Here is a 12392-nt window from a genome sequence, read left to right on the forward strand (position 1 = left end):
AGGGCTCTCACTTCGAGGCGGTGTCCGGGGCGTCATCGTCGAGGAACCAGGTGGTCATCTGCAGATCGAGGGGCAGGCTGCCGCCGTCGTCCAAGGCGATGACCACCTCCAATATCCTCGTATCAGTTCTTTCGGTCGGAGAATAGGTCCGGAAGTTCTTGCGGCCCAGGGTCTGTTCGATGTGCACGACCCGGCCGCCGAACCGGGTGGATCCGAAGGCATCGGCCGTGGCGAAGATCTGCTGGCCGAGCTTGACTTTGGCCAGGTCGGTCTCATCGACGTCGGCCCGGAGGTGGAGGACATCGCGATTGCCGATGGAGAGTACGGGTTTACCGACTTCCGGGCCGACGGCCTCGCCGGGCTCGAGATGGCGGTAGATCACGATGCCATCGATTGGGCTTCTGACCGTGGTTTTGGCCAGGACGGTCTGGGAGACCTGGAGTTGGGTTTGGGCCTCGTCGACGGCCGCCTCGCAGACCTCGACATCCTCCTTGCTAGGGCCGGCCTCGGCCCGATCGAAGCGGGCCTTGGCCGCGTTGGCCCGGGCGCGTGCGGCGGCGTTGTTTTCGCGGACGTTGATGAGTTCCTTGTCGGAGGTCGCGTTTTCGCGTACCAGGGACTCGACGCGTTTGAGTTCGTACTCGGCCAGGTGGACCATCGCCTCGGCCTCCTGCCACTGTTCCCGGGCGATGATGCGGTCCTCGGGGCGTTCCCAGCTTCGGAGTTTGGCCAATTGAGCCTGAGCGGCCCGGACCAAGGCTTGGCGGTGGCGGACCTGGGCCATCTGGGTATCGTTGATGAGTTCGAAGAGCGCCTGGCCGGTGGTGACGGCATCGCCGCTTTTGACGAAGATTTGCCGGATGGTGCCGGAGGCCTCGCTGAAGATCTGGAGTGTGCGTGAGGAGGGCTCGGTCACGCCGGGGGCGCTGAACAGGAGGTGGGGATCGTGGCCGGGCCAGATGGTCTCGGGGGGGTGTGGCTGGGCCTGGCCGATGGCCGAGCGGCCGGAGCCGTAGTAGAACAGGGGGACACCGGTGGCCGCCAGGAGGCCAAAGAACACCAGACACTGTATCCAAGGCTTCTTCACAGCACACCTCGGCGATCCGTCGCGCCGTCACTCCGGGCCGATCCGTCGGCCGGCGGTTGGCCCGCCCGTCAAGCGGGCATTTTAGCTGATGCCCCGCGATAGACAAGTTCGTCATCGAGGATCCGGCCGTCCCTGAGGCGGACGATTCGATCCGCCAGGGTGAACAAGCTCTGATCATGGGTCACGACGAGGACCGCGCGGTTCTGTTCGTGGGCCAGTTGTTGGAGTGTCGCGATGACCTGGGAGCCGGTGTTGGAGTCGAGGTTGCCGGTCGGTTCATCGGCGAGCACCAACTCAGCGGGGCTGGCCAGGGCCCGGGCCACGGCCACGCGTTGCTTTTCTCCTCCGCTCATGGCCGCCGGTCGATGTCGCCAGCGGTGTTCCAAGCCCACGTGCTGGAGGAGTTCCATGGCCTGTCTGCGGGCCTGGCGTCCGGTGACGCCCTGCAGGCCGAGGGCGACCTCCACGTTCTGGACTGCATTCAGGGAGCTCAGCAGGTTGAATCCCTGGAAGATGAAGCCGATATGGCGCCGGCGAATGGCGGGCAGGGCCGCCTCGCCCAGGGCGGTGACCTCGCGGCCGAGGAGGACGATCTTTCCGCTGGTCGGCTTGAGCAACAGGCCCATGATGGTCAGGAGGGTGGTTTTACCCGAGCCGCTGGGTCCGGCCAGCAAGGTCAGCTCGCCGCGGCGGACATGGAGGGTCACGTTTTTGAGCACCTCAACCATGCGGGTGCCTTCGAGGTAGCTCTTGTGTACCTCCTCGACCTGCAAGGCCACGTTGTCGGCGACTTCGATCACTCTGTTCAGCTCCTGAGGCACCTCGAATGTCGACTCTCCCGGCAACCAGGGGGAAGAAGACGCACGCTTTCGCCGCGGTGTGGCTGGTCGCAGGACCCGCATGCGAACCTGAATATCGGCCGGGCCGCGAGGACCGTACCGGGAGACGCCGGGGCCACACCCGAAGACGAGAAGCGGGTGGCGAACGGCGTTAGCTGCGGAACACGATCGCGGGTTCGAGACGGAACACGCGAACCACGCTGCTGACGCTTGCGACCACGCACATCCCGACGGCGACCACGAGCATGACGGCCAGCAAGGCCAACGGCACTTCGACGGGCACGTTGTACTGGGGCAAGCGGTTGCCCACGAAATGGGCGATGGCCGCTCCGCCGGCGTAGCCGATCAATCCGGTCATGATCGCCTGGCGGACGACGACGCCGGCCAAGGCGATGTTGCTCATGCCCAGGGCCTTGAGAGTACCGTACTCATGGAGGCGCTCGATGGTAGCCGAGTACATTGTCTGGCCGACGATGACGGTGCCGACGATGAGGGAGATGGTGGCCGCGGCGATGACGCCGAGTCCCATTCCGGTGCTGATCAGCCAGTAGTAGCTGGTTTTGGCGGCGAATTCGGCGGTGGTGAAGGCGTCGACCTCGTTGACTCGCTGGAGAATGCGATCGCGGAGTTCTTCCGCGCTGAGGCCGGGCAGGGCCTTGACCAGGACATACTTGGTGGTGTCGGGGCGCAGTTTTCCGGATTCCTGAGCTCGCTTGTAGCTGGTGAAGACATAGGGGGCGAAGGTGAAGGTACCGACGCCGGAGCTGAAGCCTGCGACGCGTGCCCGGTGCCCGCCGATCTCGAGGCGGTCGTCGACGCTGAGCGGTCTTGCGGCCGAGCCGTACCGGCTCCTTTCGCGTTCGTCGATGATGATGCCGTTCTGATGGAAGATGTCGTCTCGCTGGCCGACGGCCATGCCCCAGGGCAGGTTCAGGCGGGAGTCGGGCTCGAGGCCCACGAGGGTGACGGTAGACTGTTGTCCGTCGGGGAGCTTCCAGGGCGAGAATTGAACCACCAGGCGTTCGGCCCAGGCCACGCCGGGGACGGTGATGACCTGGTAGTATCGCCGTTCGCTGAGGGTCTCGCACTGGTCGACATTTCGGGTGCCGCACTGCATGACCCAGACGTCGGCCCCGGCGTTGTTGACCAGGCCGGCGGCGTTGTGGGTGGCGTTGGTCAGGATGCCCAGTTGGAGGGTAATAAGCACGACGGAGAACATGATGCCCACGAGTGCAAGCATCAGCTTGTGCTTGTCGTGAATCAGGTTATGGAGGGCAATCGCGGGCATAGATCCTTCCAACCGCGCCGGCTGACACACGTGCCGCCATGCCCCGTCTCACGTCGGGGTACGACCCATTGCACCGATGAGCAGAGACGCTGGAGAGGGGTCTGTCGCGCCTGCAGACCTAATCTTCGCGGGTGGTCCCGACGGCGGGTCACCCGCTGTCCCTTCGCGGTGTAAGGGCATATCTCCGGCGTTCAGCGAGCGTTCATCATAGCTTCATTGGTGCTTCATGGGAAGGCACCCGGCGGTTCACCCCGCTCTTCGCGGGGAGCAAGCTGCCGAGGGAGCCTCGCAAGGCACCCGGCATTGGTTCTCGCGAGCCGTGTTGGCGCGTGTCGCCTGCGGTGCCATGAAGGACGGCGAGGTTGACGTTCATTGCACCTCCTGAAGGTGCGGGGCCCATGAATGGGGAGCCTGCCGGCGGACGGAATTCCGTCTCGGCCATGTCCGATTGAATGCGCCGGCGCCAAACGAAGCCATTTTGAGCGTCGCCTGGAGCCATCCAGGAGGGATTTGTTGCGTGGGGGGCGCAAGGCATAATCTTATTCTTATCAACATATTACGCGCCGTACTCGATTCTAGAGGGTCGTCAGCCACAGGTTTTTCGGGGGACCTGGTGATCGGTGGTGTTGTCCCGTTGGACACCGGTGGCTGGTTGACGCCCTGGAGACAACACTACGGATGCTCCGGTGGTTGTGGAGGGCGGTGAGCCGACTTTCCTGCCCGCTGGGGTGGGCTGCTTTTTTCTGGGGGGGGGGGAACCAGAGGCTGCCGCCCTACCACAGGGTCAGGGATCGAGATCGTGGTGGAGGACGGGGCCGGAGTAAGGGGTGGTTGAATCGCGTCACCGGCGTCAGAGGTTTGGGATTAGGCAGGCGGGTGTCGCCGAGCACTCCTGGAACTGGTACGATCGCGATCATGCGTCGATCGCGCAGTCAGTTGGTCCGGGATCCGACGGCCCAGGTTGAATGCCATCACGTGGACAACCGGTTTGTGCCGTTGCGGGTCTGTGATCTGGCTCGTGTCCTGGAGGAGGACTGTGGTTTACGGGGGATTGACCGGGGCGAATCGGCGGCGTTTGTGGAAGCCCTGGCGGCGGTGATCGAGCAGGAAGCGGGGGCTTTCGAGCGTGAGTTGGAGGACCAGTATTCGTTTTTCAACCCGGACCGGGAGACGCTGCCGCTGGGAGGCGATCTAGCCGCCCGTGTTCCGGAGGGGTATCGGGCCCTTGACGCCCAGTTGCGGTACCTGCTGGACAAGGCCAACTTTGAGCGGCTGGACGATGTGGCCGTCGACCGAGCGATTCGGGTAGCGAGTTCGCATGGTTTTCGGGTGCAGCTTGATCCTTCCCGGGTTGAGGACTTTTGTGTGTTTGTTCGTGGGATGGGTCAGGTGGAACGGACCCGCCGCTGTCTGAAGGCGCCGATCCGGGGCACGCGGCGGTCGCTGCTGGTTCATCGCCGGCTGGTGGTGATTGCCCGGTTGAAGGGTGACCCGCACATTCTGCTCAAGATGTTCAAGGACATCCCGGAGGAGGACGTGGAAGCCCTGCTGCCGCACGCGGAGATCACCATGAACTGGATGGACCGACTGTTCATGCTGGGTGGAGGTGCGGGGGCGATCGGTTCGACGACTGCCCAGGTTGCGAAGATCGCCTCGGCCGGCCTGATGGTGGTGAGCCGGCTGCTGTGGGTGGTGGTTTTCGGAGCTGCGGTCTTGTTCTGGCGAACGCTGACCGGTTACCGGGCGGCCAAGGCCAAGCGTGATTCGCAGCGTACGCGGCACTTGTACTTTCAGAATATTTCGAACAACAGCGGCACGATCCAGATGCTGATTTCGATGACTACCCAGGAGGAGATCAAGGAAGCGGCGCTTGCGTACCTGTTATGTGCTTGCGAGGCGGCGTCCCTGACCTCGGAGGCCGAGTTGGGTGCGAAGGCGGAGTCCTACCTGCACGATCGGTTTGGCATTCAGGTTGACTTTGATGTGGCGGACGCGGTACGGACGCTGGATCGGCTGGGATTGTGGAACGACCGGGAGCGGATGCGGGTGATTCCGCTGGCCCAGGCGGTTGTCCGGCTGCGGGACCATTGGGTTCATCATCGGTCACGGGATCATCATCGGGACCGGGCGGCCGATCGTGTCCGGGACCGAGGCTGCCGGCCGGCGGGCATCGAGAATCGGTAGCGGGTGGTTGGGCGTCCGGATTGATTTCATGTGGCGGATGGGGTGTGCTGGTGGGTGGTTTCCGCGGCCTGGCTGGAGACGAGACGGTTTACGGCATGGACGGGGCAGGTTCGGCCGGCGTTGTATTGGCGCCGGCCGAACCCGTGGGGTGTTTGGTCGCGAGGTATTCGCTTGGTTTCGGGCGACCGAGCGTGTTGCCCGTGCGGTGATGGCACTTGATCGGCGAGGCGCCGGGGCCGGGCAACTCCTGGGGGGTTCTCAGACCTGCTTCATGAGGTAGATCAACATGCCGGTGATAGCCCCGAGGAAGCCGGTTTGAAGCAGCTGCAGGGTTGGATCGCAGCCCAGGAACTGGAAGACCACCATGCCGGAGGTGGCCATTGTCATCCAACGTGTCAAACGGACCCATCTGCGACTCATACGGATCTCCTGATTGCGTTCATGGACTTGGGCAACCACTCGCCTCTGACCCGACCGCCGGGTCGGTGCTATTGTCCGCGCCGCCGGCCGTGCGTCCAGTCCGAGGGAGTTTTCGGGTTCGTGTCCCGCTCGACGGAGGCTCGGGTAGCGAGGGGTGTTTTGCGGCTGGTGGAAGGGTGAGGGCCGTGGCTGGCGGCGCTGGGTGTTTGGGTTCTTGGTTTTCGGCGGGGCAGGCGGGTGCCGCTCAGGACTTGGTTTGCCGAGCTACTGGTTTGAAGAGTCTGGCCTTATGGAGCATCTTGTTCAGCGGTCCGGGCCGGTTGGTGATAATGCCCTCGACGCCCCAGTCGATGAGCCTCTGCCAATCGGCGGGTTCGTCGACGGTCCAGGCGAAGACCTTGTAGCCGCGTTTGTGGAACTCCTTGACCATATCGGCGGTGAGGTCCTTGAACTGCCAGCCGACCAGCTTGGCCCCGGAGGCTTGGAGTTGGGTCCACTTCTTGTCGTCCATTGCCTTCTCGCCCAGAGCGCCGAGGGTCTGGGTGGGTTGGAGCTTATGCAGATCTTCGAGGAACTTCCAATCGAAAGCCTGAACGATCAGCTTGTCGATCATGTTTTTCTCTCTGAGGATTTTGGCGTAGGACTGGGCGGTTCCGGCCTTGCGTTCCAGGAGCGTCTTGGATTGTGCCTGGATGGTGTCCAAGGCGGCGGCCAAGGTGGGCAGTCGTTCGCCGGCGTACTTTTCGTTGAACCAGCGGCCGGCATCGAGCCTTGCCAGGTCCTGGTCGGAGATCTCCTTGAGGGGCACTTTTTTCCGGCCGAACAGCTTCACGGCGTCGGTGGTCCGGTCGAGGGTGCTGTCGTGGAGGCAGTAGAGTGTTCCGTCGGCCGAGGGTTGGGCGTCGAGCTCGACGTAGTTGGCTTTGGCGGCGATGGCGCTGCGAAATGCCGAAAGGGTGTTTTCCGGGGCCACCTTGGAGTCACCGCGGTGGGCGATGACGGTGATCCGTGGTGCGGCGTTGCAGGCACAGCAGGAGCAGAGGGACAAGAGCACGATATGGAAGGACCGTTTGGGTGGTTTCATGGGGCGTATAGTAACGCGACCGGTGCACGCAGTTCAAGGTGGTCTTGATTTGTCCTCGTTGAGCGGTTAGGCAGGGTGCAGGTGTCGTTGGCGGGTGATGGGTTTGGGGAGCGAGGTTCCTTCCGGGCTCGGGAGGGAGTTTGGCAGGGAGGTGTGGACATGCCGTTGACCCGATGGTTCGTGGCGGGCTGGCTTCTGGCCGGGCTGGTCGGTTGTGCCGGTGTCGGGCAGAGGGCGGCGGGGCTGAAGATCTACATCATCACCGACCTGGAGGGTGCCAGCGGGGTCTACAAGTTCGCCCAGACGCGGGAGGTCACTGACCCGCTGTATGAGCAGGCCAAGGAGTACCTGATGGGTGACATTGCGGCGGTGGTCCGCGGGTTGCGGGACGCGGGTGCGACGGAGATCGTGGTTCTTGACGGGCACGGCAGTCAGGCGTTTGTTCCGCATCTGATGGAGCCGGGGGCGAAGTACATCACCGGTCTGCCTCGGCCGGAGAGGCACTGGGGGCTGGATACGGAGGTTCGGGGGCTGGTTCAGTTGGGGGCACACGCGATGATGGGCACACCGAACGCGGTGCTGCATCACACCCAATCGTCGCGTGGCGAGAATCGCTACTGGTACAACGGGGTCGAGTGCGGCGAACTGGTTCAGTGCGCGGCGATCGCGGGGCACTATGGTGTGCCGACGATCCTGGTGACCGGTGACGAGGCCACCTGCCGGGAAGCCCGGCATTTTTTTGGAGACCCCTGTGTCACGGTGGCGGTCAAGCGGGGACTGAGTCGCGAGGCGGCGGTTCTGTATCCCTTTGTGGAGACCCGGCAAGCCCTGTACGAAGGTGGGAAGCGTGCGGTGGCGGCCATTCCGCGATGCAAGCCGTACCGGCTGGCCACGCCGATCCAAGCCAAGAAGCAGTACCTGCAGCCAGCCAAGCCGGCGTCACCGGGGGCTGTCGCGGGCCCGGGGAAGTTGACCACGAAGGAAGGTGTGATCGAGGATGTCTTGAAGCTGTTGGACTTTTGAGCCCGCCGAGCGGGGGCAGGCTCTGGATGTTCGGGACCGGTGGCGGTGGTCGGCGGTCCCATCAGGAACGGTCATGCGAACTCACGCTATCGGCCGGGTGAGAGGATTCGTTTCCGCAGTCGCGGTCTTTGGGTGTGCCAGCTCCGTGGCGGCGCAGATGCCCGATCCCCCGGGTCAGGTGAAGGGTGACCAGAGACCCCGGCATGAGGCTTATCTCTTTGCCCACATGATGGACGGCGACTACTGGCGGCTGCACTACAGTGTCAGCCTGGACGGTCTGCATTGGGAGAGGCTCAACGGTGGCAAGCGTGTTTTTGACGCGTACCGGGGGCATGCTGATATCTGTCGAGGGCACGATGGTCGGTACTACCTGGTGGGGAACCGCGGCGACGACCGGCCGGACATCAACTTCTGGGTCTCTGATGATCTGATCGCCTGGAAGAGGTACAGTGACTATGTTCCGGATCTCCGGAAGGTGCCGGATTATGCTCGGGCCATGCCTCGGATCGGGGCGCCGAAGTTGTTCTTTGATGAAGTGGGGGCGGAGTACCTGCTCACCTGGCACACGCCCCACGACATGGGCCAGACGGAGCTGCCCGAGCCTTACTGGGCCAGCCAGCGGACGCTCTGGGTCACCTCGAAGGACCTGAAGGTGTTTTCGGATCCGCCCCGGAAGCTGTTCTCGTGGGACATGGCCACGATTGACACGATTGTCCGGCGGGAGGCTGGCCGCTACTACGCGATCTTCAAGGACGAGCGATATCCGACGCTGGAATGGACGACGGGCAAGACGATCCGGATCTGCTGTTCGCCGAGCCTGCTGGGCCCGTACTCGGCGCCGGGGCTGCCGGTCAGTCCGGGCTTTCGGGAGGCTCCGACGCTGATTCCCTCGCCTGACGGCAAGGCGTGGTATCTGTACTATGAGCAGTACCCCGGCGTGGCGTATGGTCTCTCGGTCGGCGGGCGGCTGGAGGGGCCGTGGTTTCAGGCGGCGGGCGGCACGCGTCATCGGGACTGGAACAAGTACGTGATTCCACCGGGGGTTCGGCACGGTTCGATGATGCCTATCACCCGCAAGCAGTATGATGCTCTGGTGGTCGCGTTCGGGAAGGGCGAGCGAGGGGCGGGAGGGGTGCGATGAGCCTGTCCGACTCTCGCCGCCTGTGGTTGCCGATCGTCTTCCCTGCGGAGGGCTCTGAGATGTGCTGGCGGGCGAAGTGGCGTCTGGACGACTTGGCGTCGGGTCGTGAGTTGAGGAAGTTGACGTGGCCGCCGGCCGAGCGGTCGCAGGGTGAGGCCCGGCGTTGAGGGCTGGTTGGGCCGCGTCTTCTGGTTGGCGGGGTCACATGGCCGTCAGCCCTTGCCCGTATTCGACGATGAAGTTGGGGTTACCGAACCGCCTGAGGTAGTCCGCGTCGATCCAGACCGCGAAGGTGGTGACGTGTCGGATGCCGCGTTTGCGGTAGGCGGCGACGTCGGCGGCGAACACCTCTCGGCTCCATGGCAGCCTGACGGCGGGTCTTTTCCATTTTGAGAACAGGGACACATCGAGCCAGTACTCCAGCACCTGGGCGGTCTCCTTGGGGAACACTTTCAGATTCGCGTCGAGGGCGGGCAGTCCGTCGGCTTGCCTGGCGTCCTGTTTTTCGTAGGGGATGTCGTAACGTCGGTGGATTGGAGCGTACTCCAGAAAGAGTCCCTGGTCGGGTCTGATCTTCGTCGGTGGCGAGAGGGTGTTGTCATAGGCCAGGTGAGCGAGTTGGGCCTTGGGGTTGACGGTTCGGAGTGCCTTGCAGATCCGGTTTTCGACCACGACCGCCTGGTCGGTGGGCGAGAGTTCCCTGCAGTGTGGGCAAAGGCACCAGGGCAAGCCGTCGTCGCCCCAGTAGAAATACCGGCCGGTCGTGGGTTGAAGTGTCTTGGCGATGGTCAAGGCGTTCTCGGCGATGATGTCGAGTCCCTGCCTGGCGTGGGTACAGCAGTTAGCGTCGGGGGTGCGTTGGCCCTTTTCGTTCATGCGGAACAGGTTGGGCTCTTTGGCGAACAGGTTGCGCGGGAGCAGTTCCTTCATGGCGTGGAGCTCGTACTCGACTTGGAGATCGAGTTTGCGGCACTGTTCCAGGACCTGGCGGCCGGCGTCCGTTCTGACCCACTGGGCCACGATCTGGGGTGAGTGCTGATGGTGGAGGGCGATGGTGGTCAAACCGGCGTTTTTGGCTCGTTCCGGCCAGTCGGCGAGGGTGAAGTCTTCAGGCACGAGGACGACGCCGCGGGTGGCGAGGGGGCTTTTGGGGAACGACTGGGCCCTGGTGGAGGGGGTGGGGAGTGTCGACCAAGCTGCGCCGCTGAGACATGCCCACAGGAATCGTCTTCGACTGGTCATGGCTGGTTCTCTCCTGTCAATGCCCGGCCTGGGGATCGGTTTCTGGTTTGAGTTCCTGAATGGCCTGCATGAAGCGGGTGCTGAGCGCGGCGAGGGTTTCCTTGTCCGGTTTGGCGGTCTGCCAGGGGCTCAGGTCGATCGGTTTGCCGAAGCGCACGCGGGCGTGGTGGCGGCGGACGAAGGCCATCGCCACGCCTTTATCGTACCGGGTACCGGAGATGAAGGCGGGCACGACGGTCGCTCCGGTTCGCAGGGCGAAGAGGGCGGCGCCCTCCTTGGGGGCCACTTGTTCGCCTGGTCGGACGATGCGGCCCTCGATGAAGACGCCGAGCGGTTTACCTGCCTTGAGGTGTCTGAGGGCGGCCTTGGTTCCGGCGATGTCTTCGCCGTTGCGTTTGACCGGTACGCATTCGATCATATGAGTGAGGCGTCCGAACAGGGGGATGTTATGGTACTCTTCGGCGATCACGAAGCCGAGGACGCGATGGCTAACGCTGGCGATGAGGAGGAGCGGATCGTTGGATGCGGTGTGGTTGGCGATGACGATCACCGGGCCCTCGGCGGGCACGGTGCAGCGGCCCATGCGGCGGAGGCGGAACCACCACTTGCAGTAGAACTCGTTCAGGTTCCACCAGAATGCCACCTTTGGGTGGAAGGGGCTGGCCCGCAAGCGGACGGTGAGCGAGCCGATGGCGGTTGCCAGGACCACCAGGGCCACGGCGACCAGGATCCAGCCCACCCAGCGATCGATGTTCTGCCAACGAGGGATGCCCAGCAAGCCGGTGGCGAGGAGCAGCCCGGCCATGGTGACGAGATCGGTGATGCCGAAGAGTCGGCCGCGTAGGCGGTTGGGTACGATGCGCTGCATGAGGGCGTTGTAGCTGGCCATGACGCCGGTGGCGAAGATACCGGAGCAGATGACCGCGGCGCCGCCGAGATGATAGGCCGTTGTGGCCGAGATCGGCGCGAAGCAGCTGAATGCCAGGAGGCCGATGGAGGCGGCGGTCCCAGCGAGTGACCAGGTGATAGCGATCTCGCTACGGAGGGCTCCGCCGAGCATGGTGAGGATGATGGCCCCGGTGAGCATGCCCAGTCCCAGGCGGGCCTGGAATCCGCTGATTTCGGTGTAGTTAGGCCGGTGGAAGACGTCGCGGACGATGGCCGGCATTGTGCTGCGTACCAAGCCGCCGCAGCTCCAGACCACGACGGCCACGACGATGAGTTGGATGACGCGGCGGTGGCTGCGGACGTAGCGGATGATCTCGGCGAGGGCGGCGGGTCCGGCGCCGGCGTGATGCCGGTGGATTTCGCGGGCAGGCGGTCGAATCAAGGCAAGCAGGAGGGCGCTAGCGAGGAACGTGCCCGCGTCGACGTGGAAGGACACTTCGGCCCTGTAGTGATCGGCCAGGTAGCCGCCGATGAGGACGGCGATCATGGTGGAGATGACGCCCAGGCCGCTGGTCATGGCGTTTGCCCGGACGAGCTGGTCCTGGCGGATGAGGGTTGGCAGCAAGGCGGATCGGGATGGGGAGAAGAGGGCGGCGAAGATACCGACGATCAGCAGCGGCACGAACGCTCCGACCTCGGTGAAGCCGTGGGCCTCGCCCAGTCGCCCGAAGGCGGTGACCAGGTAGGCGAAGTTGAACATGAGTGCGGCCCGGACCAGATCGGCGAAGATCATGATTCCCCGGCGGGGCAGCCGGTCGGCGAGGAGGCCGGTGAACGGTCCGAGGACGAAGAAGGGGAGCATGAACATGAAGGTGATGAGGGCTTCGAGCTGGGTGAGGTTGGTCGCCTCGAGGGCTCCGAGCTTCTTGAGGAGGGCCATCTCGGAGATGTGGTCGCCCATGGCGCTGATGCCGTAGGCCGCCCATAGCAGCATGAAGCCGCGGTTGCGGAACAGGCCCGCTTCGGTTTCATGTTCTCGCGAACGACTCAGCGCAGGGGTGTCGGACATGGCCGTGGATTCTACGTGACGGACTGGGGAAACGCACCCTTTCAGGGGGGCTGATGCACGGGTCGGGGGGGTATGGTGGGTCATGGGTTGTGGATCGGAGTCTGAAGCGTGGGCGAGGGTGGGGGTG

10 protein-coding genes are annotated in these 12392 nt (G+C 64.1%); 3 read left to right on the top strand and 7 right to left on the bottom strand.

The features are described 5' to 3' along the window. Positions 1-7 precede the first annotated feature (7 nt). The 3 genes from KA354_18915 to KA354_18925 form a co-directional block, all read right to left on the bottom strand. A complete protein-coding gene (locus KA354_18915; protein MBP7936719.1) occupies positions 8-1087 on the bottom strand; it encodes an efflux RND transporter periplasmic adaptor subunit in 1080 nt (359 codons plus the stop codon). A gap of 68 nt (positions 1088-1155) precedes the next feature. Further along, positions 1156-1815 (bottom strand): ABC transporter ATP-binding protein, encoded by a 660-nt coding sequence (locus KA354_18920; GenBank protein ID MBP7936720.1) that lies wholly within the window; start codon positions 1813-1815, stop codon positions 1156-1158. 262 nt (positions 1816-2077) lie between these two features. Next, positions 2078-3214, bottom strand: coding sequence for an FtsX-like permease family protein (locus KA354_18925; GenBank protein ID MBP7936721.1), 1137 nt, complete (start codon positions 3212-3214; stop codon positions 2078-2080). 915 nt (positions 3215-4129) lie between these two features. Between KA354_18925 and KA354_18930 the strand changes: the two genes are divergently transcribed. Then, positions 4130-5398: a DUF3754 domain-containing protein gene (locus KA354_18930; protein ID MBP7936722.1), complete on the top strand. Its 1269-nt coding sequence runs from the start codon at positions 4130-4132 to the stop codon at positions 5396-5398. Positions 5399-5656: 258 nt separating this feature from the next. Here the strand turns inward: KA354_18930 and KA354_18935 are convergent, their stop codons facing one another. Continuing rightward, positions 5657-5818 (bottom strand): hypothetical protein, encoded by a 162-nt coding sequence (locus KA354_18935; protein ID MBP7936723.1) that lies wholly within the window; start codon positions 5816-5818, stop codon positions 5657-5659. Positions 5819-6062: 244 nt separating this feature from the next. After that, the gene (locus tag KA354_18940) at positions 6063-6902 is read right to left on the bottom strand and encodes a glycerophosphodiester phosphodiesterase (GenBank protein MBP7936724.1); all 840 of its coding nucleotides are present in this window, start codon (positions 6900-6902) and stop codon (positions 6063-6065) included. A gap of 159 nt (positions 6903-7061) precedes the next feature. Between KA354_18940 and KA354_18945 the strand changes: the two genes are divergently transcribed. Together KA354_18945 and KA354_18950 are read left to right on the top strand one after the other, a co-directional pair. Continuing rightward, positions 7062-7925: a M55 family metallopeptidase gene (locus tag KA354_18945; GenBank protein ID MBP7936725.1), complete on the top strand. Its 864-nt coding sequence runs from the start codon at positions 7062-7064 to the stop codon at positions 7923-7925. Positions 7926-7998: 73 nt separating this feature from the next. Continuing rightward, the gene (locus tag KA354_18950; GenBank protein MBP7936726.1) at positions 7999-9066 is read left to right on the top strand and encodes a glycosyl hydrolase family 43; all 1068 of its coding nucleotides are present in this window, start codon (positions 7999-8001) and stop codon (positions 9064-9066) included. Between the two features lie 201 nt (positions 9067-9267). Here the strand turns inward: KA354_18950 and KA354_18955 are convergent, their stop codons facing one another. Continuing rightward, positions 9268-10308 (bottom strand): DUF4838 domain-containing protein, encoded by a 1041-nt coding sequence (locus KA354_18955; GenBank protein MBP7936727.1) that lies wholly within the window; start codon positions 10306-10308, stop codon positions 9268-9270. A 16-nt stretch (positions 10309-10324) separates the two neighbouring features. Then, a complete protein-coding gene (locus KA354_18960; protein MBP7936728.1) occupies positions 10325-12265 on the bottom strand; it encodes an MFS transporter in 1941 nt (646 codons plus the stop codon). Positions 12266-12392: the final 127 nt, after the last annotated feature.

It is taken from the genome of Phycisphaerae bacterium (genome assembly GCA_018003015.1).
GTDB lineage: Bacteria > Planctomycetota > Phycisphaerae > UBA1845 > PWPN01 > JAGNEZ01.